The sequence below is a fragment of the Bacillus sp. RB3 genome, assembly GCF_030164735.1.
GTDB classification, from domain to species: domain Bacteria; phylum Bacillota; class Bacilli; order Bacillales; family Bacillaceae_G; genus Bacillus_A; species Bacillus_A cereus.
In genome coordinates this window covers 25,395-46,926 of sequence record NZ_JASNGE010000024.1, presented here as the reverse complement: position 1 = coordinate 46,926, position 21,532 = coordinate 25,395, and the positions used below count along the sequence as shown (strand labels likewise).

Here is a 21,532-nt window from a genome sequence, read left to right as displayed (position 1 = left end):
TCCTCTTGACCTAAACTTAAGTTTAGGCTGTATCCTTTCCATTGTAACCTACTATAACATTACTGGAGGAATTCAATATGAAAAAATATGCTTTTATAACAGGTGCGAATAAAGGAATTGGATATGAACTTGTTCGTCAATTAGCAGAAAAAGATTATCACGTATTTTTAGGTGCTCGTAATGAACAACTTGGACAACAAGCCGTAGAATCTTTAAATGTTTCAAACGTTTCCTATATTCAAGTAGATATTTCAAATTCACAATCCATTCAAGAAGCAACAAAGAAAATTTACGAAACGACTGATCACTTACATTTATTAATTAATAATGCAGGCATAGCGCTAGACTTCAATATGCTACCTAGTGAATTAAATATTGAAACTTTACGCCAAGGATTTGAAGTTAATTTTTTTGGAACTTTCCAAATGATGCAAGCCTTTTTACCATTATTAAAGAATTCAAGCAACAGTAAAATAATAAATGTAACAACTGACATGGCCTCACTAACAATGTTTGCTAATGGTGAAACACATCCAATTAATACACTAGGATATAATTCTTCAAAAACAGCTATTAATGCTTTAACATTAGCTTTTAGTAAAGAATTTGCTACTAACGGTCCAGAAGTATTTGGGGTAACTCCTGGTTTTACAACTACGGATCTTAATGGAAATTCCCCCGGTGGCCATACAACCACTGAAAGTGCTAAAATTATTATTAAATATGCATTAAGTGAAACAAACTATAATGGTAAAATACTTAACAAAGATGGCATTATACCTTGGTAATAAAAGGATGAATGATATGTATTATACAATTGGGCAAGTCGCCAAAATGCAACACTTAACTATTTCTCAAATACGTTATTACGATAAACAAGGACTGTTTCCTTTTCTGCAAAGAAACGAAAAAGGAGATCGAGTTTTTGATGAAGAAGCACTGAAATATTTAGAGATGATTTTGTGTTTAAAAAACACTGGTATGCCAATTCAAAAAATAAAACAATTTATCGACTGGTCTATGGAAGGAGAATCTACTATCCTTCAAAGGTTAGAATTAATGAAACAACAGGAGACCAATGTCTTACAGCTCATTCAAGACACTGAAAAAAACTTAAAAAAGATACAACAAAAAATTGCTAAATATGAGAATGAAATAACTTCAGCAAATGCTATTAAAAAATAAAAATCACCTTCTACATATTGTAGAAGGTGATTTTTATTTTATGATGCTTGCTTTCCTTTATCTGCATCATCTACATACCAGATGAATTTGCCTGTATATCCGTAAATAACTGCTAAAATTAACGATACGAAGCTTAACCACATAAACGGAACGTATGAGAACGTTGCTACACCTAAAATGCCAGCCATAAAAATACCATTATCAGACCACGGAACCATACCTGAAGTTAACGTTCCACCTACTTCTGAGTTACGCGCTAATACACGACGGTCTATTTTTAATTTATCATAGCTATCTTCCATAATTTTTGGTGTTAAAATTAGTGATACATACATCGCACAACCAAATATATTAGCTAAGAATGCCACGATTAATGTAGACAATGTTACATTACCTGCAGAATTTAATTTCTTCTCAAATTTTGATACGATTACTTTTAAAACACCTAGTTTTTCAAGTAATCCACCAAATCCTAAACCGAAAATAATAACGGCTACTGAGCCAAGCATGCCGTTAATTCCACCACGGTTTAATAACTTGTCAACAAACTCAACACCAGATTGAATTGAGAATCCGTTATAAGCTGTTCCAATCGCCTCTCCAAAGTTCATCCCTTGGAAAAGGATTGCCCAAATTGCACCAATTAAAGCTCCCATTGCAATTGTTGGCATAGACGGTTTCTTCATCGCTAATAGAACGATAACAATGACCGCCGGAACAAGCATCCATATTTTAATATCAAATTGCTTTAATAAAGCTTCTTTTAAAAATTCTACTCGATTCAAATCTACATTATCGCCGCCATACATCCAACCAGCTACAGTAAACATAATACTAGTAATAATATAAGCTGGAACATCTAATACGAGCATAGCTCGAACGTGAGCAATAACATCTACTTTCGCCATAGAAGCTGCAAGAACTGTGCTATCAGAAAGTGGTGATAATTTGTCGCCGAAATAAGCTCCTGAAAGAACTGCACCAGCAACAAGCGGAAGTGGTAAACCAAGTCCTTCACCAATCGCCATCATAGCAATACCTGCTGTTCCCACTGTTCCCCAAGACGTTCCTGTTGCGATAGAAGTTATAGAACAAATAATTAATGTTGCTAATAGGAATATGCTAGGGTGAATAAATTCTAATCCATAATAGATTAATGTTGGTACTACCCCACCAGCAATCCATGTTCCAATTAAAGCACCTACTGCAACTAAAATCAGTATCGCTTCTAATCCGTTAGAAATCCCTTTCGTAATTGCATCTTGCAATTCTTGATAACGAAATCCTAATCTTAATCCAAGCGCAATTACTAAAAACCATGAAATAAATAGCGCTAATTGAATTGGGAGATCAAAAATCGTTTGGAAGGAAAAGACAACAGCAAGAAATAGTAATAAAAGAACTATGATTTCTAGCATCGATGGTAATCTTACACTTTTCATTTTTTTCTCTCCTTACAAGTCGATAACATGACGTATGTCGTCTTACATGTATGTAATATACAATTAGCGAAGACAAAACAAAATTTTCATATTATTTCGATTTATTTTTCCAGTATAATATATTCACAACCCTTTCTATTGTAAAAGTAGATTACGTTTTTCGCAATGAAAAATATAAAAAATGTTGTATTTTTATTTATCCCGATATTTTCGGCCAATAAGACCCCCGTCTCAAAATTCAGTAAGTGCAAAGCACTTAGGTAAGAAATTAACTACTGTAAAATTCCGAATTGATATGAACGTATTAAAGCTTCACTTTATTTACAAAGAAAAATCCCATACTAACTTTTTTAATATTTGCTGCAATAAAACTTTTTACAACTATCTTCGCTTTTTAATTCACACCATTATTTTCTACATAAAAAATAGGGCACACATCATAAAAATGATGTATGCCCTATCTTTATTTATACATATTTTGTATTTCTTCTTTATTTTTAAGTATTTCCTCAAACTTATCACTACAACCCTTCGGAAATAACACTCCCAGTCCATATGAATGCGCAAATTGAAAATGAGGGTACTTCGCTTTTACCTCATCCCAAAACTTATATACGCCGAAATCACTACTTCTAACTTCAATATCATGAAATAATACAATACCGTTTTTCGCGACTTTCGGTAGCCATGTATTATAATCGTGAGAAACAGCTTCATACGTATGATAGCCATCAATATGCAAAAGATTTATCGTTTCATCTTGAAACCGGTCTACAGCATCATCAAAAGTAGATCGAATTAAATTTCCTATATTAAGGTAGTTATCGCTCACTACTTTTTCTACTATTTGAAAAACCCCTTCTCCATATGGACCTGTATGCCCATCTCCAGCCCAAGTATCTACTGCAAAGCATTTAGTCGATAACCCTCCATCTTTTACTCCCTGACAAAAACTAAAAAAGGAAGCTCCTAAATGTGTACCTAACTCAACTAAAGTTTCTGGTTTTTCAAATCGTACTAAGTCATATGCAAAATCTAAATGTCCACTCCACGCAGATTGTGACCGAATAATAGGACTAAATGTTTCAAATTCAAATGATGGTTTATGAGTAACCCAGTTCATCGCATAACTCCTTCTGCACATATTTTTAACAAACCAAATTACTCTTATCTTTATTTTTTTATCGTCTTGATTATGATTCTATTTCATGAAAATATGAAGAATTTATTCTTTTCTATTGAGGTAAAACATCATATACATATGGGTCAGTTGGCTTATTAATTTTTTCGATTTTGTTTACTTTTACAAGTGGAAAGACTGTTCCTTTATATGTCGTTTCATCTAATAATCCTGTTATTTTTACCCATGTTTCTTCTGGAATTTTTTCAATATTTTTCCCGGTAACAATCATCCCCCAGACTGATGCATCCGCAATACAACAAGTTATGCCATATCGAGCCACTACTACTTTATTCCCCGTCACATCTTTATCCTTATATATAAACCCTAAGAATGTAATTTCTTTCCCTTTAAACCAATTAACATTTTGACCAATTACATTCATTGTTTGAACATAATCCTTATCCTTTACTTGTAGTTTACGCTGTCCTAACATACTTTTTACTACTTGCTCTTCCGTTTTATAAGTCGTTGCTAAATTTGATGTTTCTTCTGAATCAACTAATACTTCTCGCTCATCAAACTTAACCTGTTTCCCCTCTTTTTCGTTTCTTTCCAGACTTCTCGCCTGTACACTTTGATTCATACCCCTTTTTCCTGCTAAACTTCCATCAATTGTTACACTTCCAAAAAGAAAAGCACTAACTATCGGAACAACAAATAAAACATATACAAAGAAACTTTTTATCCCTGATTTTGATGTTGTATGATGTTTACAACAATTATAATCATGCTGTTTTTCTCTTCCATCTCCCCAAACTTGTACAATACCAAAAATTAAAATTACTACAAAAGCTATATACGTAAATTTGATCATTTTTGGAGCGATAAAATTATAAATATTCCCTGTTACAAGTAGTTTAAATAAGAGCATTGCTAAACCAATTAAAATAATGCCACGAATATAGTGATGATATGCCTTCTGCTCCTCTTTCTCCATTCTTTCTCACCTCCTATAACATTATGATTTGCACGATGGTATACACAGATACAATGACAATTCCCATCAAAAAGAATACAAATCTCTTTTGAAAATACGCAAATAGCATTAACGTATTTTTCATATCAAGCATAGGCCCAAACACAAGAAATGCGAGAAGTGCCTTTATCGAGAAAACATGTCCAAAAGACGCAGCTATAAAAGCATCGGCTGCAGAGCAAATTGATAAAACATAACCAAACCCCATCATAATAATGGGAGCAATTACTTCGTTATGTGCTACTGCATCCAGTACATTCCGATCAAAAAACGTTTGAAATACACTTGCTAAAAAAGCACCAATCAATAAATACTTACCAGTATCAAAAAACTCATCTACAGTGTGATTCATAACATCTTTCCAACTCTTTTTTTTGCTTATTTGAACTGAAACCTCTACGTCTTTTAAAACATTTCTTTCGCGATAGCAATAATACACAATTAGACCTATGAATAGAGCAACTAGAATTGTTATCCCAAAGCGTGCATATACAACGTAATCATTTTTTGGAAACGCATATACAGTAGATAAAAGAACAACTGGATTCATAATGGGTGCACTCAATAAAATAACAATGCCTACATGAAGTGGTAGCCCCTTTTGAATGAGCCTTCTTACAATTGGTATAATGACACATTCACACATTGGAAAAAGAACTCCCACAAATACTGCTGGAATCATTGCAACAATTGGAGATTTCGGCATTACTTTTTGAATCATATCTTCCGTCACAAACACTTGAATACATGAAGAAACAATTACCCCTAATAAAATAAAAGGTATTGCTTCAAAAATGATACTTAAAAATACCGTATTCACATTCAGCCATTCCTGCGGTATATTTGTGTGCAAATTTACTAGACTTGTAAAATCTACAAAAAATAATAAAAAGAGAAACATAGCGATAAGAGCTATGCCTACTAATTCTTTTGAAACTCTATTAAAGACCAAGCTTCTCGCCTCCATTTTATTTACATGTAAACATGTGCTTGTCCAAATGCTTCATACTACAGCACAAATTTTATAGTCTATTTCTATTCTTAAATCGTAATCATTATGATTTATTATTGATTTTTCTTTTCCTATCGTTTAATATAAAACGTAATCATTACGATTTAAAGGAGAGATCATTTCATGAAAAAAGTACCTATCACTGTATTAAGTGGTTTTTTAGGATCTGGAAAAACTACCTTACTACATCACATTTTGACTAATAAGAATAACTTAAAAGTAGCTGTTATCGTTAATGATATGAGCGAAGTAAACATTGATGCATCTCTTATAAAAAAGGGTGGTTTTTCACGTACGGAGGAAAAACTAGTAGAGATTCAAAATGGCTGTATTTGTTGTACACTACGAGAAGATTTAATGATAGAAGTGAATGGTCTTGTGGAAAATGGTGATATTGACTATATTATTATTGAATCTTCTGGTATAAGTGAGCCTATTCCAGTTGCTCAAACGTTTACTTATACAGACGAAGTCCTTAACATTGATTTAACGAAAAATTGTCGCCTCGATACGATGGTTACAGTTGTAGATGCAAATAGATTTTGGGATGATTTTGCAGATGGAGAAAGTTTATTAGACCGAAAACAAGCCATCGATGAGAATGATACCCGAGAAGTTATTGATTTATTAATAGATCAAATTGAATTTGCAAACGTAATTATTCTTAATAAGATAGATTTGCTAGAAAAAGAAGATGTGATAGAGCTTCATCATTTACTAAAAAAATTAAATCCTAATGCAAAAGTTCTTGAATCTTCGTTTAGCAAAGTACCATTACAAGAAATTTTAAACACAAATCTATTTAATTATGAAGAAGCCAGTCAATCGGCCGGCTGGATACAAGAATTAAATAGTGACCATCATACACCAGAAACGGAAGAATACGGTATCAATTCCTTTGTTTACCGCCGCAAATATCCTTTCCATCCCGAGCGCCTTATGAATTGGCTAGAAAGATGGCCTTTAGATGTTGTAAGAGCGAAAGGATTCTTCTGGCTGGCATCTCGTAATAATATGATAGGGCTTCTATCTCAAGCAGGTTCCTCTATTACAATTCAAGGAGCCGGTGAGTGGATAGCGGCATTACCTGAAACTGAAAGAAATCAAATGATTACAGAAGAACCAGAAGTATTGAAAAACTGGGATAAACAATATGGAGATCGAATAACCGAACTCGTATTTATTGGAATTGATATGAACCGTTCGTTAATTGAACAATCATTAGATGATTGTCTATTAACAGAAAAAGAAATGCAACAAAACTGGAATACATTTATTGATCCTATCCCGGCTTTTACTTATACTTCATAACAATTAATAAAAGGCTTCAGTAGAATGAAGCCTTTTTACTTTATAGTACTCTTATTTAATAAGTTTGCTTTAATTATGAATACAATTGTACCTAAAACAATTAATATAGCATATACGATACCAACTAAATTACCTATTTCTTCCAATCCAAGCGGTAATATTATAGTAGCAACTCCAACTATATAAGAAAATGCTCCTGAAAGCTTCGCTAATTTATTTTTATCTCCAACAAACGTTTCTTCTTGATATCCTGCTAACAAAAACAACCTCTTTTTCACATGTATTTGATACCCTAAAAAAATGATAAGTAACCCTACAAATAAACAAACTAAAAATCCAGCTAACATATACTCCCCCTCCTCTACAATATTTTACTATACATAAAAAACAAATTAGAAATTTCAGTTTATTAATGAGTCATTCTGTGATATATTGCATATTGTATTCAATTTGTATTTTTAGAAAGGAGAATTTTAGATCATATGGATTCAAATCGATTAAAAGGAATTATAATGGTCATAATCGGTGCTTGTTTATGGGGCTTGTCTGGTACAGCTGCACAACAACTTTTTCAATATGACAATGTTTCAACCGAATGGTTAGTTACGATCCGTTTACTTATATCTGGAATTATTTTGCTCATTATTTCCTCATTCGGAACGAGAAAAAAAGAGATATTTAGCATTTGGAAACAAAAATCTGATGCTATTAAAATGATTTTGTTTGGTCTATTCGGTATGCTTGCTGTACAGTATACGTATTTCGCTTCAATTAAAGAAGGAAATGCTGCCGTCGCAACATTATTACAATATTTAGCTCCTATATTCATCACTGTATACTTACTTTTCAAATGGAACGTTCGTCCATCAAAAATTGATTTCATTTCAATTACCCTTTCATTAGTAGGCACTTTTCTCTTACTAACAAACGGGTCTGTTCATAACTTGGCTGTTTCTACACCAGCTATTATTTGGGGGATTTTATCTGGATTATCTCTCGCTTTTTATAGTTTATATTCAAAGGAATTGTTAGAAAAATGGTCTTCTTCCGTTATCGTTGGATGGGGCATGATTATTGGGGGTATTGGTGTAACGATTGTACACTTTATTTCTACAAACGAATTCATTTTATTATCAACTATGAAATATGTAAAACTAAGTACCCTACCGCTCATCACATTTGTCGTCATTTTCGGGACACTTATTGCCTTTTATTTATACTTAGACAGCATACGATACCTGACTCCGAAAGAAACAACATTATTTGGTTGCACAGAGCCACTCGCAGCTATTATTTCTTCTGTACTTATATTACACGTGCCATTTCAATCTTTTCAGTTATTAGGCGCTTTTTGTGTCATTGTAATGGTGCTCATCTTAAGCCAAAAGCCGGATGAAGGGAAACAAAAATTAAAGCTTGTTCATGCAAAAAAGGAAAATATACAATGAAAGGATTGAATTCACTATGCCTGTCCCTCAAAATTATAAAAAACCAGGAAGAGTTTCAGCAAAATCACTCGTTTTAAATCAACTACAAAATTGGATTATTGAAGGTGTACTGAAGCCCAATGAAAAAATTAATGATGGGGAATTGGCTGAGGCACTAGGAGTAAGCAGAACACCTGTAAGAGAAGCACTTCAAATATTAGAGCTTTCTGGATTAGTGGAAATGGTACCAGGGCAAAAAACGAAAATTGCTCCTATTAAGTTAGACGACGTATCTATCATTTATGAAACGATGGCTGGTCTTCACTCTATTATAGGAAAGCAAGCTCTTCAAAACATTACAAACGCTGATATTCAACTACTTTCTGAAATAAATGAGCATTTTCAGCAATCTATAGAGAAAAAAAACGCAAAACAAGCTTTAGAATTAGATATACAATTCCACAATACAATTTCTTCTATTGCTAAAAACCAATATATTGAACCCTTTCTAGAAAATATGCAACTTCACGTTTTACGTCTTGAATATTTGTTTTTCCAAAACTTTGTTCCAGCAAGTCAATCTATTGAAGAACATCACTCTATCATTCAAGCATTACAGAAGCAGGACGAAAAACAAATGGAACAAATAATGACCCAAAACTGGCTCCGTCCCATGAAAGAAATACAAAAAATAATTTCTACGAAATAAAAAGAGAGCTGGTTACACAAAATCGTAACCAGCTCTCTTTTTACTAATCTATATAGCTACGCCTGAATATTCGCATAATCTTCCATATCTTCGTACTCTTTTTCCAATTCCTCTAAAGACAGCTCGTATAATTGTCGGTCGCGAATCTTAAACACACCTGCTCCAATTAACTCATCAATTAAATGCCTCTTACGATTTTCAACAGCAAAACGGAGTTGACTACTCATCTTTTAAAAAACTCCTTTCTACGATCATTGAAAATGATAATCTCTATCAATTACCACTTTTGATTATAAAAGATGACTCTTTATAAGTAAAGTAATTTCATGAAATATTTACCTTGCAAAGTACTTGTGGCCACATTATATATATGTATGCCGTGCGAAAAATGTTATGACACTTTTTCTTATCCTTTTTCTTTCATACTTTGCAAGTTGTCTCATCATGATTAAATTCACCATCTATTTCTACTTGAATGGTGACATGTTCTACATGAAATTTCTCCTTTAATACATACGTAGCCTCTTTTAATACACTTTGCGTTTCATTCCCTTTAATAATAAGATGACATGTTAATACTTGAAAATCTGATGTGACAGACCATATGTGCAAATCATGAACTTCTTTGACAATCGGAATATTTAATAACGTACTTTTTACCTCTTCAACATTTATGTGCTGTGGTGCACCTTCCATTAATATATGAACCGTATCACGTGTTACACGCCATCCACTAATAATGACTAAAATAGACACAAGAATACTAGCAATCGCATCTGCAGCAGTCCATCCGAAAAATTTAATAAGTAACGCAGCAATAATCGCTCCGACGGAACCCAATAGATCGCCTAGTACGTGCAGGAAAGCACTTCTTAAATTCAAATTACCTTTCACATCTCCGCCTCTCATTAATATCCAAGCTGATAAAATATTAATAAGCAGACCAAGGACTGCAATAATGAGCATCCCATTACTAGCAATCTCAACTGGTTCTTTAAAACGACGGATTGCTTCAATAAAAATGTATACCGAAATGACAATAAGAACGACACCGTTACATAATGCTGCTAACATTTCGACTCGCTTATACCCGTATGTTTTCGCAGTTGTTGCTGTTTTTTCTCCGAGTTTAAACGCAAGTAAACTTAAAGCTAAAGATACTGCATCACTTAGCATATGCCCCGCGTCAGATAGTAGTGCTAAGCTATTTGTTACAAATCCACCAACAACTTCTGCAATCATAAAACTTGTTGTTAGTAGGAAGGCAATTAGTAACGCCTTTTTATTTTTTGAATGACCATGATCATGCGAATGTCCCATACTTATACTCCTTTAAGTACAATATCTGTATGTTAGTATGAAACAAACTCCCCATCTTTATCCCGAATTGACTGATTGTAAACGCCCGCTTCCTCTGTATACACACTTCGCTATTTTTTAAACAATCCCTTTTTCTCAAATAAAACAAGACTACTTCTTTTTTATTTTCATATTGTTTACTAATGAAAGAATTTTTAAGGAGGTTACTTAAATGAAACGTTTATTTCTCTGTATGGAACGTGAACTTGTTGTAGTGAAAGAACACAATGATAACTATGAAACGACTTATCACTTACAAAATATGCAACCTACCTGTATCGCTGTTGATCCATTTCAAAAGAATCGTGTATATTGCGGAACATTTGGACGAGGTCTATGGTTAAGTGACGATAGTGGGGATTCATGGAGACCAATTGGAGATTCTTATCGTTACTTTGATTTCCCTAAAGAAGATGGTATTTTGCACTCCTCTATCACTTCCATAACAATAAGCTCAAATGAACAAGTTAACGGATATGGTGTCGTTTATGTCGGCACAGAACCGAGCGCTTTATTTCGCTCTGAAAATGGTGGTGAAACGTGGACTGAACTTAAAAATATGAAATCATTATTATCTTCTTATACGTGGGCATTTCCGCCTAGACCTTTTACCCATCACGTACGCTGGATTACAGTTGACCCAAATAACCCTAATACAATACACGTTTCAATCGAAGCTGGTGCTGTTATTCAAAGTAACGATAAAGGGCATACATGGATTGATAAAAAATTCGGTGCTCCTATCGATGCTCATCAATTACTTATGCACCCTAAAGCACCAAATCGCCTTTATGCATCATGTGGTGACGGATTTATGGGCGGACCTGATCGTGCTTATCTTGAGAGTTATAACAATGGAAACAGTTGGATCTCATGTAGTGCAGGACTTGAACATCATTATTTATACAGCATGGCTATCGATCCAGCTGATTGTGATACGATTCTCGTTTCTGCTGCGCCAAGTGCTGATCTCGCTCATCATCGTATCCCTTATGAATCTTATATTTATCGAAAAACGAAAGATACTCCGTTCCAGCAAGTACAACAAGGACTACCATCTGCAATCGGTACAGTCATTTCGATGTTTGCGACAAACGAAGCCGAACCACATACGTTCTACACGTTAAATAACAATGGCGTCTTTCAATCCAATGATAGCGGCGAATCGTGGGAACAACTAAACATTCCGTGGAAAGATGAGTATAAAACGCAGCATCCGCATGCACTATTCGTCACTAGTTCTTAACGAAAAAAGACTGCCTAAATGATTTTAGGCAGTCTCTCTTTTATTTCTTTAAATCAATGACAATATCATCTAACACAATATCTTTGCTCTTCGCTTCTTTTTTCGGCACTTCTATTTTCTTCTCTTTCCCATTCACATACTCTACTCCACCATGATTTTCAGGTGTATGTACTCGCAAGTGCACGCGAGGTGTAACGATAAGCTTTGTTGCATTTTCGTTTAGTTTTTGGAAGGTGGCACTCCAATGGATATTGTAAGGATCGTTGCCACTTCCCCCATTTCCTTCACCCGAATAAATATTCCCTAAATCATCCTTAACCGTCAATTCAACATCTACACTATCCCATTCTTTCCTCGCGCCCTTAGAAACCTCTTGATTGTAATAAAGAATAAATGAAACTGGCGATATTGCGACCTTTTCCATATTTGCTTTTATACCTTCTTTTTCCGAACTCCCACCAATTGTTCTCTCTTTACTATCCACTGATTTTACAGTTAACGCGAAATTCCAATTACCTTGTATTGATTTTTTCCTATCTGGCATCTCTATTCTCTCTATATTCCATCTAAAGTTTACTTTGTCCTTTTTATTGCTATCATGATGCGTCGTTGTTACCATACCTACATACTTTTTTTCAGTAACTTTAGTCATTTTACCACTGCCTGAACTACCATGAGCGTCCATTATATCCAATCCACCTAATATGATAGGATCCTCCCCTAAGTCCTGCTCACTTTCCAGTGAATACGTTATAGATAATGTTCTGCCATCAGAAATTACATCATTAATTGTAACCTTAACCCCATTACTCTCTTTTGTCATATTCAACTCAGTCGAAAATTCCTTATAATTTTCATATAACCCCGTTCTACCATTATCTAAAAATCGGAATATGTCACCTACAATTGGCAATCCTCCAGCATATGTAGGAAAACCGATACCAAGAGTTGCAACCGATAATCCTACTAAAATAGATGCAGCAGCGACACCCTTCTTCCTACTTGTCATCTTTTTCTTCGTACGTATCGATTGTTTTACATTTCGTTTTACTTTTTCCTTTTCAATTTCAGAAGCCTCAATTTCTTCTAGTTCTTTTTCATCTATATCAATATCATTTAATAGTTCATAAATGTCTTTCATATTGCACTACCTCCAAAACTAATATTCGTAGCATTTTGTTGTAGTTTCTTTTTCCCCCGGTACACTCGATTATCAATTGCTGCCCGAGTTAATCCTAACTTGTCACCTATTTCCTCTGTCTTCATACCAAGTAAATATTTCATAATGAACACCTTTTGATCTAGCGGTTCTAATTGATTAATGAGCTTCAATAATTCTTCCCTATCTTCCATAACGATTAATTCGTCTTCTGCTGATTTTTCTGTACTGATATGAAACTCATCTGAAATGATTTCTACTGTTTTAGTCGATTTCCGGTAATAATCAATTGCTTTAAACTTCGCAATCGCTGCAATCCACTTTTTAAAATCACTCGGCTCTCCATGGAATTTATTTGCGTTATTCCAAATGGAAAGAAATATATCGTTTATACATTCCTCTATGAGTCCATCATTTTGAATGGGAAGTAGAACTTTATGCGTGATCCCCTTTATGAGTGGTAAGTATGTATCGACAACGAATTCTAACGCGTCTTCTTTTTGCCGCTGTAATCTTTTTATAAAATTTTTCTCATTTGATTTCATGTAGCGATTCCCCTTATTGTTTTGTAAAAGCTTTTACACCCTATATAACGTCTGAGAAAATTTTTTCTCTCATCTTTTTTATTTTTTGTATGTAATGGAATACTTTCCCTTAACCATTTTCTCACATAACTATGCATTCAAAGAAAACTTTCTCAAGTCTGTAATTTAATTCATGTAGTACACTATTTATATAGTCACTCTTTAATTTAGTGTACATTTTATTTCATTAATCTATTTTAAAAATTAGGAGATGAGATGTGTATGTGTGGAATTACAGGTTGGGTAGATTGGAAAGAAGACCTTTCAAATCAACATGTTATTTTAAAAAAGATGGCAAATAGTATTGAGCATCGTGGTCCGGATGCTGAAGGATTTTGGTTTTCACCTCATGCGGCCTTTGCACACCGGCGTTTAATTGTAATTGATCCAGAAGGCGGGACACAGCCTAAGACATTTCGTGCTGGTGATTATACGTATGCTCTTACTTATAATGGAGAAATTTATAATTTCCGTGAACTGAGAGAGCAGCTTCAAAAATGTGGGCATGCATTTGAAACCCATTCAGATACAGAAGTATTACTACATGCTTATTTAGAATGGAAAGAAGACTGCGTACGACATTTAAACGGAATTTTCGCTTTTGCCTTATGGGATGATCAGAAGCAACAATTGTTTTTAGCACGAGATCATTTAGGTGTAAAACCACTCTTTTTTACAGAAAGAAATGGCAGTATTATTTTCGGCTCTGAAATTAAAGCATTATTAGCGCATCCATCTGTCCCTGCTGAAATTGATGCGAATGGAATAAATGAAATATTTGGATTAGGCTTATTTCGCACTCCAGGATGTGGCGTCTTTAAACATATTCAAGAAGTACGTGCTGGACATTCTATAACATTTACACGTCATAAAAAAGTAGTTACTAAGTATTGGAATTTAGAAAGTAAGTTCCATACAGACTCTATAGAAGATACATCTTCGCATATTTTATCTATTTTACAAGATACAGTAAAAAGACAATTAATTGCCGATGTTCCTCTCGTTTGTATGTTATCAGGCGGATTAGACTCTAGCGGTATTACTGCACTTGCGGGTAAAGAATTTGCTGCTGAAAATAAAACACTTCATACGTATTCTGTTGACTTTGTAAATAGCGCAAAAGATTTCGAACTGACATTTGCTCGCACTGGTTTAGACACTCCTTGGGTAAAACGCGTTTCTGAACATGTCGGGACAGCGCATCATGATATTATTGTGAATGCTGAAGAATTAGCAAATCACTTATTCGTTCCCCTTCATGCAAAAGATTTACCGAGTGCTGGTGAAATGGAAACTTCACTATATTTACTATTTTGCGAAATGAAAAAAGATGCGACCGTAGCTTTATCCGGCGAATCGGCTGATGAAGTATTCGGTGGATATCCTTGGTTTCATCAAGAAGAACTACTATATGTAGATAAGTTTCCTTGGCTAACAAATTGGAAAAATACATCTCCTCTTCTACTAAATGAAGTAAGTAACCAATGTAATCTAGAAGACTATATTGATACACGATTCCAAGAAGCGATACTTGAAGTACCTACTCTTGAAGGCGAAAGTAAAAAATCCGCGAAACAACGTCAAATGTTTTATTTATTTTTAACAAGATTCCTTCCTTTCTTACTTGACCGTAAAGATCGTATGAGTATGGCTGTTGGATTTGAAGTTCGTGTACCGTTTTGCGATTATAGATTAGTTGAATATTTATGGAATGTTCCTTTCAACATAAAAAGTATTGATAATATTGAAAAAGGCATTTTACGTAGAGCACTACAACCAGCTTTACCTGACGATGTACGCAATAGAAGAAAAAGCGCTTATCCAACTTCACAAGATCCACACTACTTACAAACAATCCGTAATTTAACACTTGATATGTGTAACAATAAAAACAATCCTATTTTCTCACTTATTAACCATTCCATCTTACTTTCAATTGCTGATCAAAGTAATAAAGTGATTAACAATTTTGAAGCAAGAAGTGCCATGGAGTATATGCTACAAGTAAATGAATGGTTGAAAACATATCACATCCATATTGCTTAACAAAAAGGAGTTCAAGGATAAAAACCTTGAACTCCTTTTATATTAATTAGCACATTGTTTATTATCAGTATCAATAGACCATCCAATAATCGTGGCACAGTCTCTACCTTTCCACTGTAGTACATTTGTTAATACGGGCTCAATCTGCAAGCGAGTTCCGTCGTGTAATATTTCTACTAAAGATTGATCATCATCAAACCTTCGTTTGTCACACTCTAAAATACCGTCCGTTGCCATTACAATGTGATTCATTCCTTTTTCTAATCCTCTTACACCTGACGTAAAGCAAGGTGTATTTGCTGCAAAAATATTTTTCCTGCCAATATATTCGTAATTTTTCCGTTTATTTAATCGTCCTTTTCCATTTTTCGTTTTCTCAGAATGGAATAAATACGCGAAACAATCACCAACTGATAACCAATATAAAAATTCGCCTTTTCGTAAACAAATTAAGCAAGCGAGTTCCTCATCATCTTGATCACACTTTTTAATAAATAACTCATCTGTAAATAACGCTAATAAGTACATATGTGTATGATGAAAAGCTAAATGTATTGGATAGGAAAATAACTCTTTTAATTTCTCTTTTCTTTCTGAAATCGCTTCTATTATATAATCAATATTTTTTGTTTTGTGGTGTGTATCAAAAATCATAACAAATTCAAATTGTAATTCAGGGTCCCACCAAGCAAGTACCGCATCTCCTCGTTCATATGCATCACTTTCTTGATTTCCCCCATATACGCCGACTGAAAGAGGACCACATTTTTCAACATGTATTTCATCTACATACATCTGTTCATGACTCATCCATTTGAATGTATTCACAACTATCATCCTCTCTCTTGCTAAATGTATACCTTTACACATAGATTACCTTATATTTCAATAAAAATAAACTTTTTCAACATTTTTTATCCAAATAAAAGGATTTTATTTCTAAAACAACGAATATATCTTACTATACGATATAAAAAAGGGGATTTATTATTATGAACAACATTAATCAACATTGGGAGAGCATTTATTATCACTTACGATACGAATACGAGGACAATCTTTCCCACCAAGCAATTCGTATTTTACAAATCGTTTCTCGTGAGAAAGATATAACAATTGGAAAAGTCGCTACTGAGCTTAGCCTTTCTCATAACACAGCATCTGAACATATAAAGCGCCTTATTCAAAAGGGTTTCATCGTTAAAGAGAGAAATAAAAAAGATGAAAGAGTGGTAAACCTTACATTAACAATTGAAGGAATTGAAGTATTAGAAAAACATACTTTACTAGATAAAGAAAAGATAAAAATATTAGAATCACAGTTATCAAAAGAAGAACTACAATTAATTGAAAAAGCATTTTCGTTATTAGCGAAGGAGGCAAAATATGCATTTCCTCGTTAAAGTAATCGTTTCGGCACTTATTATCGGCGTTATCACTGAAGTCGCCAAACATTATAGTACGATAGGTGGCTTTATTGCTGCTCTTCCTCTCGTAAGTTTACTTAGTCTATTTTGGATTTCATTTGAAGGCGGGAATAAACAAGAATTGAGTCAATTTGCTTTAGGGGTATTATATGGATTCCCCGCATCAGCACTACTATTATTTATTGTCTATATTGGTTTAAAAAATTCATTTACACTTAGTACATCTGTCCTACTCGGTATAGGTGTTTGGTGTATCGTTTTTGCTTTTCAAAAATTATTTCAAGCTTAGGGGGAATTAACATTCATAAATTTGTAGAAATAATGGGGCAAAATATAGAAGTACATATAAAAGGAGGTGGTAAACAAACTGTAGTCATTCAAACCGGAATGAGTTGCTCATTTTATGATTGGCTTCCTATTATAAAAAAGCTTTCACAGCACTTTACAGTCGTTTCATACCATCGCCCAGGTTATGGGAAAAGTGAGCTAGGAAATCAACCACGTACAATAAGGCAAGTTACAAAAGAGCTGCATATGTTACTAAACAAACTAGCTATTCAAGAGCCATTTATTCTAATCGGTCATTCCTATGGAGGATTATGTGCACAACATTTTGCGATGTTACATGAAGATAAGCTGCAAGCACTTATTTTAGTTGATTCTACTTCGATGAACTTACACCGTTTAGATGAACTTCATTTACCAATTTCTGATCAAACTGACTCGGATGATATGTGGCTTGAAAAATATAATACATACTCCAAAATGGATGTAGACACACTTTATAATGAACTAAAACCTATTCTCACCGATCAATCAAAACAGCAAATTGGATTCTCTACCTCGCCTTCATTATATAAAGCGACAGCTTCTGAACTATCGGAGTGGAAAAACTGTGCTCTCTCACTAAAAGAGCTATGTAAAACATTAGAAATACCATTAATCGTTATCGGTAGAGATCCTCAATATTCTATTACTCAATTGACTAATGGTGGCATGCCAAAAGAGGAAGCAACACAACTTGAAGCAATGTGGCAAGAACTGATCCATGAACAATTACAACTCTCAATACATAGCCAATATATACTTGCCGAACATGCTGGTCACGGAATCGAAATTGATCGGCCTGATATTATTATTGGGGCTGTTCAATCTCTATAAATAAAAAAAGGAAGCAACTAAAGTTGCTTCCTTACTTATCTATTCATAATCTTCTTCATCATCGATTTCTTCGTAATAAGCATTCCCATTACTTACATAAATAGGGCCATTCGCAACATCAATACGTAATACCCATGCCCATGGCACAGCTAAACGCTTATGTATTGCTCGCCAAAAGCTCATTGATTTTCTTTCGTACTCCTGGAACTCCTGAAGTAACTCTTTATAGGAGGAACCGTCTAACTGAATATTTGCTTCTAGCAAACGAGAATGGGCATAGTACTGCAGCTCTAGTTCAGCAGCAATTTCCATTTCTTCTTCTGTTGCCATACCAATAATTGTTCCATCTGCTGGTGCAATTTCATATACGTTGTGAACTTCAATAAGCCCTTCTTTCTCTTTCTCAAACATGTAAACAGCCTCCTTTAACATATATTTTTTATGTTACAAAGTCATACTTCTACAATAACTTCTCTCTTTCCTCTTTTTTTGATAAACTTTTACAAAATATTTAACCGATGACCTGTTTTCTCTATTCTTTCAGCAGAAATGAAACGATTTTTATCAAAATTTAATTTATACACATCAGGCATATGAAGTGTTTTCCAAAACTCCAAATCATATTTCGAATTAAAATAATTCATTAGTAATACCATAATATTCCCATGCGTACCTATTACAATATTCTTACCTTCATATTTTTTTAATATATTTTGTATACATATTACAGCGCGCTTTTGTGCTACAGTATTTGATTCTCCGCCTTCGTATGCAAAACTCCAATCTTTCCACACATTCTGCATAGCATCATTAAAATTTGATACTGGCTCTGTGCTCAATAATCTTTCACGCAAATCTTCTTCAGTTTGTATTGATAATTTATATGTATTCGCAATTCCTTTTACAGTTTGGATTGCTCTTTTGTAAGGACTAGAAATAACAACATCAATATGTTTATCTTTTAATAAATGCGTTACATTTTCTGCATCACAGTGCCCTTTTTCAGATAAAGGTCGTTCCCGTTCTTCTTTTGTATATGTAGAATGGGCATGGCGAACGAAATATATTGTTGTCATTTTTCAACCTCCTTTCTTATTTTCCATCTATATTCAATAATAAGATTGGAAAATCCTGTATTACAAAAGAGCATTTTTCATAAGTGCCCCTTTGTTTACATAATAAAATTATTTCATTATAATTTATTTCTGAATTTCTCACTTATGACAATATCTCGAATAAAGTAATCCATATTACTTAGAAGTTTTTCAAATGCTTTTTCACTCAAATTGTTCATCATAAAGACAATCTCAATCTTATTCCCTTTTTTATCAGTACCATAGAAACTATTTGTTAATACAAATGCCGTAGAACCACCTTTCTGTCCAGCAAATTCGAATATACCCTCTCCTACGGTTCCTTTAAATATATTCTCAACCTCACCTTGCATTTGTGGTGTAAAATAATTTCTGCTATTTATCTTTTCCAATAAACTCATGTAATCCTTAGCATTTGCACCTATAAACCGATCTGACCAAATACGCTGAAAATCCATATCGGCTTTTAACGATATCTCGCGTTTTGTCCATTCTTTCTCGTCTTTCATCCATTCATGTATTTGCCATACATGCTTAACATATTCATCATTAGACATATTACGTAGCTTGTCCAATGCTTTATTTTGAGGAATATGCAGTTCTTTTTCAACATAGCCCCTCATATATAATGCCCCTGTATACGTTGGATAAAATTCATCGTGACTATTTAAGCCTAACTCTTTCAAACTTTCATTTATCCGCGCTGCTCCAAGCTTGTCCAATAAATATGATGCATTCGCATTCGAACTATAATGGATCATTCCTTTCACTACTTCTTCTAAAGAAGTTTGACCACCCTTCACTAACTCTTTACCTTTTACATCATCTAGCCATGCAGGGTGTGCACCACCATCAGTATTTTTCTAATTCTTTCAATGAAATTTTCTCGTCTTTTCTTATTTTTCCTTCAGCTACTTGCTTAGCATATTCAATTGCTATAACGATTTTCGACATACTTGCTAGCGGTAATTTTTCTTTTTCATTTATTGATGTCAATGTTTCACCATTTCTTTTAACAATTAAAGAAGTTGTTTTATCATCCTTATGTTCTTTTATGTAATTTAGCACATAATTAGAGTCTTCTTTGGAATTGACATATTCCTTCACTGAAAAGAAAGCTATACAGCCTACTATAGTAATTCCAGCTATAATTCCAACAACTTTTAATCCCCTCATGATACTCCCCCTAAAATAAACATATTATATATTATACTAAATAAATTTCCCTTTTTAAGTAATAATTAGATTATTTATACAAAAACACTTCTTTTCTTAAACAACAAAAAAACATGCCTTCATTAGGAAAGCACGTTTTGTGATATTCTTCACATTGTTTAGTTAAAAAATAAATGTTTACTTACCATGATGTAACATTAAATCACTAAGTTCTTCTTCAATGTGATTTAATTTCGCAACGCCTTCTTTCCATTTATGAATATAACGTGAAACCCCAACGAAAAACAAAACAATAATTGTGGAAAGAATAATACCATATACGATTGCTACAGTACTCATAGTTACACTTCCTTATAATTAGTAATGTGGTTATTAGTTATATTTTTATTATAAACCTTTTTCTTTTAAAATACTTCGATTTCAACTTTTTGTAACAAAATTGATTTTTCTAACATTTCGTTCGTGAAAATGGCATATTTTTCACAAATTATACAAAACTTCACCATATGTACTATTACCATATGAGTTATATTATTAAATAGAATAAAGGGGATGATATACTATGACGACTTGGTTTATTGTAATGTTAGTTGTATTTGGAGCATTTAAAATTATCGTTTCTAGCCTTCCTAACACTGTTATTGAATCCATTATTAGCAAGTACGAAACACATCCAAAACTTGAAGAAGAGAATGTGACTATTACAATTCACGGAAATAACGTAGAAGGCGAACAGAAATCAAAAATTATTCATGATTTTAACGAAGGTTTATTTTTAGATCGCTATTATGCACCACCACACAATGAGGGTACGCCTTTAATTATCAATGCAAAACGTGGCAAAAAGAATTTTACATTTTATATTTATAGTCACGAGGAGCATGTTGATGTTGTAAAACAATATAAAAAGAAGGTAGTTGCTTATAGTTTACGCTCTAAAAACCTTCAAAATAGTGATATGTTCGTGTCAGCTGACTTAGCTTAATACTCATATATTGGAAAAAGGAATCCACGAAATATGGATTCCTTTTTTCT

25 protein-coding genes and 1 pseudogene are annotated in these 21,532 nt (G+C 33.6%); 11 read left to right on the top strand and 15 right to left on the bottom strand.

The features are described 5' to 3' along the window. Positions 1-77 precede the first annotated feature (77 nt). Both QO049_RS23310 and QO049_RS23305 read left to right on the top strand, forming a co-directional pair. The gene (locus QO049_RS23310; RefSeq protein ID WP_000759549.1) at positions 78-788 is read left to right on the top strand and encodes an SDR family NAD(P)-dependent oxidoreductase; all 711 of its coding nucleotides are present in this window, start codon (positions 78-80) and stop codon (positions 786-788) included. Between the two features lie 16 nt (positions 789-804). Beyond that, positions 805-1,185, top strand: coding sequence for a MerR family transcriptional regulator (locus QO049_RS23305; RefSeq protein WP_000291861.1), 381 nt, complete (start codon positions 805-807; stop codon positions 1,183-1,185). A 38-nt stretch (positions 1,186-1,223) separates the two neighbouring features. Here the strand turns inward: QO049_RS23305 and nhaC are convergent, their stop codons facing one another. From nhaC to QO049_RS23285, 4 genes are all read right to left on the bottom strand, one after another. Continuing rightward, positions 1,224-2,627 (bottom strand): Na+/H+ antiporter NhaC, encoded by a 1,404-nt coding sequence (gene nhaC / locus QO049_RS23300; RefSeq protein ID WP_284489527.1) that lies wholly within the window; start codon positions 2,625-2,627, stop codon positions 1,224-1,226. 463 nt (positions 2,628-3,090) lie between these two features. After that, positions 3,091-3,750, bottom strand: coding sequence for a class I SAM-dependent methyltransferase (locus QO049_RS23295; protein ID WP_001104673.1), 660 nt, complete (start codon positions 3,748-3,750; stop codon positions 3,091-3,093). A 112-nt stretch (positions 3,751-3,862) separates the two neighbouring features. Further along, on the bottom strand, positions 3,863-4,747 hold the full coding sequence (locus tag QO049_RS23290) for a TIGR03943 family putative permease subunit (protein WP_061655884.1): 885 nt from the start codon (positions 4,745-4,747) through the stop codon (positions 3,863-3,865). Between the two features lie 13 nt (positions 4,748-4,760). After that, entirely contained in the window at positions 4,761-5,753 is a 993-nt protein-coding gene (locus tag QO049_RS23285) for a permease (protein ID WP_003283905.1), read from the bottom strand. A gap of 168 nt (positions 5,754-5,921) precedes the next feature. Here QO049_RS23285 and QO049_RS23280 point away from each other — a divergent pair, with 168 nt between their 5' ends. Further along, positions 5,922-7,109 carry a GTP-binding protein gene (locus QO049_RS23280; RefSeq protein ID WP_284489526.1) on the top strand — a complete coding sequence of 396 codons (1,188 nt, stop codon included), beginning with the start codon at positions 5,922-5,924 and terminating at the stop codon, positions 7,107-7,109. 35 nt (positions 7,110-7,144) lie between these two features. Here the strand turns inward: QO049_RS23280 and QO049_RS23275 are convergent, their stop codons facing one another. Continuing rightward, complete coding sequence (locus QO049_RS23275) at positions 7,145-7,456, bottom strand: DUF3784 domain-containing protein (RefSeq protein ID WP_000879372.1); 312 nt, start codon at positions 7,454-7,456, stop codon at positions 7,145-7,147. Positions 7,457-7,591: 135 nt separating this feature from the next. Here QO049_RS23275 and QO049_RS23270 point away from each other — a divergent pair, with 135 nt between their 5' ends. Together QO049_RS23270 and QO049_RS23265 are read left to right on the top strand one after the other, a co-directional pair. Continuing rightward, on the top strand, positions 7,592-8,557 hold the full coding sequence (locus tag QO049_RS23270) for a DMT family transporter (protein WP_000378086.1): 966 nt from the start codon (positions 7,592-7,594) through the stop codon (positions 8,555-8,557). 16 nt (positions 8,558-8,573) lie between these two features. After that, positions 8,574-9,245, top strand: coding sequence for a GntR family transcriptional regulator (locus QO049_RS23265; protein WP_001987091.1), 672 nt, complete (start codon positions 8,574-8,576; stop codon positions 9,243-9,245). 56 nt (positions 9,246-9,301) lie between these two features. Here the strand turns inward: QO049_RS23265 and fbpA are convergent, their stop codons facing one another. Continuing rightward, entirely contained in the window at positions 9,302-9,472 is a 171-nt protein-coding gene (gene fbpA / locus QO049_RS23260; protein WP_000098302.1) for a Fur-regulated basic protein FbpA, read from the bottom strand. 193 nt (positions 9,473-9,665) lie between these two features. After that, positions 9,666-10,565 carry a cation diffusion facilitator family transporter gene (locus tag QO049_RS23255; RefSeq protein WP_000510035.1) on the bottom strand — a complete coding sequence of 300 codons (900 nt, stop codon included), beginning with the start codon at positions 10,563-10,565 and terminating at the stop codon, positions 9,666-9,668. 211 nt (positions 10,566-10,776) lie between these two features. Between QO049_RS23255 and QO049_RS23250 the strand changes: the two genes are divergently transcribed. Beyond that, the gene (locus QO049_RS23250) at positions 10,777-11,850 is read left to right on the top strand and encodes a WD40/YVTN/BNR-like repeat-containing protein (RefSeq protein WP_000825303.1); all 1,074 of its coding nucleotides are present in this window, start codon (positions 10,777-10,779) and stop codon (positions 11,848-11,850) included. Between the two features lie 40 nt (positions 11,851-11,890). Here QO049_RS23250 and QO049_RS23245 read toward each other — a convergent pair whose 3' ends face one another. Further along, positions 11,891-12,991, bottom strand: a complete 1,101-nt coding sequence (locus QO049_RS23245) for a DUF4179 domain-containing protein (RefSeq protein WP_000653151.1) — start codon at positions 12,989-12,991, stop codon at positions 11,891-11,893. Then, a complete protein-coding gene (locus tag QO049_RS23240) occupies positions 12,988-13,554 on the bottom strand; it encodes a sigma-70 family RNA polymerase sigma factor (protein WP_000840007.1) in 567 nt (188 codons plus the stop codon). The genes QO049_RS23245 and QO049_RS23240 overlap by 4 nt, the downstream gene beginning before the upstream one ends. Before the next feature lie 261 nt (positions 13,555-13,815). On the opposite strand from QO049_RS23240, the gene asnB reads away from it, so the two are divergent. Beyond that, positions 13,816-15,639 (top strand): asparagine synthase (glutamine-hydrolyzing), encoded by a 1,824-nt coding sequence (gene asnB, locus QO049_RS23235; RefSeq protein WP_000333937.1) that lies wholly within the window; start codon positions 13,816-13,818, stop codon positions 15,637-15,639. A 42-nt stretch (positions 15,640-15,681) separates the two neighbouring features. On the opposite strand, the gene QO049_RS23230 is transcribed toward asnB, so the two are convergent. Beyond that, positions 15,682-16,509, bottom strand: coding sequence for a PP2C family serine/threonine-protein phosphatase (locus tag QO049_RS23230; protein WP_002133056.1), 828 nt, complete (start codon positions 16,507-16,509; stop codon positions 15,682-15,684). A gap of 122 nt (positions 16,510-16,631) precedes the next feature. Here QO049_RS23230 and QO049_RS23225 point away from each other — a divergent pair, with 122 nt between their 5' ends. The 3 genes from QO049_RS23225 to QO049_RS23215 are packed head-to-tail and all read left to right on the top strand — an operon-like array spanning position 16,632 to position 18,227. Further along, complete coding sequence (locus QO049_RS23225) at positions 16,632-17,042, top strand: MarR family winged helix-turn-helix transcriptional regulator (RefSeq protein WP_001059784.1); 411 nt, start codon at positions 16,632-16,634, stop codon at positions 17,040-17,042. Next, positions 17,026-17,355 carry a DUF3147 family protein gene (locus tag QO049_RS23220; protein ID WP_000545641.1) on the top strand — a complete coding sequence of 110 codons (330 nt, stop codon included), beginning with the start codon at positions 17,026-17,028 and terminating at the stop codon, positions 17,353-17,355. The genes QO049_RS23225 and QO049_RS23220 overlap by 17 nt, the downstream gene beginning before the upstream one ends. After that, a complete protein-coding gene (locus QO049_RS23215; RefSeq protein ID WP_114159456.1) occupies positions 17,316-18,227 on the top strand; it encodes an alpha/beta fold hydrolase in 912 nt (303 codons plus the stop codon). Before QO049_RS23220 ends, QO049_RS23215 begins: the two co-directional genes overlap by 40 nt. Positions 18,228-18,266: 39 nt before the next feature. Here the strand turns inward: QO049_RS23215 and QO049_RS23210 are convergent, their stop codons facing one another. The 5 genes and pseudogenes from QO049_RS23210 to QO049_RS23190 all read right to left on the bottom strand — a co-directional run bounded on the left by QO049_RS23210 (position 18,267) and on the right by QO049_RS23190 (position 21,018). Further along, complete coding sequence (locus QO049_RS23210) at positions 18,267-18,638, bottom strand: hypothetical protein (RefSeq protein ID WP_000461766.1); 372 nt, start codon at positions 18,636-18,638, stop codon at positions 18,267-18,269. A gap of 89 nt (positions 18,639-18,727) precedes the next feature. Further along, positions 18,728-19,303: a histidine phosphatase family protein gene (locus QO049_RS23205; protein WP_000208259.1), complete on the bottom strand. Its 576-nt coding sequence runs from the start codon at positions 19,301-19,303 to the stop codon at positions 18,728-18,730. A 116-nt stretch (positions 19,304-19,419) separates the two neighbouring features. Further along, positions 19,420-20,497, bottom strand: a pseudogene (locus QO049_RS23200) (serine hydrolase). A gap of 177 nt (positions 20,498-20,674) precedes the next feature. After that, positions 20,675-20,836: a hypothetical protein gene (locus tag QO049_RS23195; RefSeq protein WP_000108701.1), complete on the bottom strand. Its 162-nt coding sequence runs from the start codon at positions 20,834-20,836 to the stop codon at positions 20,675-20,677. A gap of 65 nt (positions 20,837-20,901) precedes the next feature. Further along, positions 20,902-21,018 carry a hypothetical protein gene (locus tag QO049_RS23190; protein WP_001987133.1) on the bottom strand — a complete coding sequence of 39 codons (117 nt, stop codon included), beginning with the start codon at positions 21,016-21,018 and terminating at the stop codon, positions 20,902-20,904. A gap of 41 nt (positions 21,019-21,059) precedes the next feature. Between QO049_RS23190 and QO049_RS23185 the strand changes: the two genes are divergently transcribed. Beyond that, a complete protein-coding gene (locus QO049_RS23185; RefSeq protein ID WP_000214592.1) occupies positions 21,060-21,482 on the top strand; it encodes a YfmQ family protein in 423 nt (140 codons plus the stop codon). Positions 21,483-21,532 lie beyond the last annotated feature (50 nt).

Excerpts from the sequence above, each read along its gene's own strand:
- QO049_RS23310 (WP_000759549.1), top strand. The coding sequence starts at position 78 with ATGAAAAAATATGCTTTTATAACAGGTGCGAATAAAGGAATTGGATAT.
- QO049_RS23305 (WP_000291861.1), top strand. The coding sequence starts at position 805 with ATGTATTATACAATTGGGCAAGTCGCCAAAATGCAACACTTAACTATT.
- nhaC (WP_284489527.1), bottom strand. The coding sequence starts at position 2,627 with ATGAAAAGTGTAAGATTACCATCGATGCTAGAAATCATAGTTCTTTTA.
- QO049_RS23295 (WP_001104673.1), bottom strand. The coding sequence starts at position 3,750 with ATGAACTGGGTTACTCATAAACCATCATTTGAATTTGAAACATTTAGT.
- QO049_RS23290 (WP_061655884.1), bottom strand. The coding sequence starts at position 4,747 with ATGGAGAAAGAGGAGCAGAAGGCATATCATCACTATATTCGTGGCATT.
- QO049_RS23285 (WP_003283905.1), bottom strand. The coding sequence starts at position 5,753 with ATGGAGGCGAGAAGCTTGGTCTTTAATAGAGTTTCAAAAGAATTAGTA.
- QO049_RS23280 (WP_284489526.1), top strand. The coding sequence starts at position 5,922 with ATGAAAAAAGTACCTATCACTGTATTAAGTGGTTTTTTAGGATCTGGA.
- QO049_RS23275 (WP_000879372.1), bottom strand. The coding sequence starts at position 7,456 with ATGTTAGCTGGATTTTTAGTTTGTTTATTTGTAGGGTTACTTATCATT.
- QO049_RS23270 (WP_000378086.1), top strand. The coding sequence starts at position 7,592 with ATGGATTCAAATCGATTAAAAGGAATTATAATGGTCATAATCGGTGCT.
- QO049_RS23265 (WP_001987091.1), top strand. The coding sequence starts at position 8,574 with ATGCCTGTCCCTCAAAATTATAAAAAACCAGGAAGAGTTTCAGCAAAA.
- fbpA (WP_000098302.1), bottom strand. The coding sequence starts at position 9,472 with ATGAGTAGTCAACTCCGTTTTGCTGTTGAAAATCGTAAGAGGCATTTA.
- QO049_RS23255 (WP_000510035.1), bottom strand. The coding sequence starts at position 10,565 with ATGGGACATTCGCATGATCATGGTCATTCAAAAAATAAAAAGGCGTTA.
- QO049_RS23250 (WP_000825303.1), top strand. The coding sequence starts at position 10,777 with ATGAAACGTTTATTTCTCTGTATGGAACGTGAACTTGTTGTAGTGAAA.
- QO049_RS23245 (WP_000653151.1), bottom strand. The coding sequence starts at position 12,991 with ATGAAAGACATTTATGAACTATTAAATGATATTGATATAGATGAAAAA.
- QO049_RS23240 (WP_000840007.1), bottom strand. The coding sequence starts at position 13,554 with ATGAAATCAAATGAGAAAAATTTTATAAAAAGATTACAGCGGCAAAAA.
- asnB (WP_000333937.1), top strand. The coding sequence starts at position 13,816 with ATGTGTGGAATTACAGGTTGGGTAGATTGGAAAGAAGACCTTTCAAAT.
- QO049_RS23230 (WP_002133056.1), bottom strand. The coding sequence starts at position 16,509 with ATGTGTAAAGGTATACATTTAGCAAGAGAGAGGATGATAGTTGTGAAT.
- QO049_RS23225 (WP_001059784.1), top strand. The coding sequence starts at position 16,632 with ATGAACAACATTAATCAACATTGGGAGAGCATTTATTATCACTTACGA.
- QO049_RS23220 (WP_000545641.1), top strand. The coding sequence starts at position 17,026 with ATGCATTTCCTCGTTAAAGTAATCGTTTCGGCACTTATTATCGGCGTT.
- QO049_RS23210 (WP_000461766.1), bottom strand. The coding sequence starts at position 18,638 with ATGTTTGAGAAAGAGAAAGAAGGGCTTATTGAAGTTCACAACGTATAT.
- QO049_RS23205 (WP_000208259.1), bottom strand. The coding sequence starts at position 19,303 with ATGACAACAATATATTTCGTTCGCCATGCCCATTCTACATATACAAAA.
- QO049_RS23195 (WP_000108701.1), bottom strand. The coding sequence starts at position 20,836 with ATGAGTACTGTAGCAATCGTATATGGTATTATTCTTTCCACAATTATT.
- QO049_RS23190 (WP_001987133.1), bottom strand. The coding sequence starts at position 21,018 with ATGGTAATAGTACATATGGTGAAGTTTTGTATAATTTGTGAAAAATAT.
- QO049_RS23185 (WP_000214592.1), top strand. The coding sequence starts at position 21,060 with ATGACGACTTGGTTTATTGTAATGTTAGTTGTATTTGGAGCATTTAAA.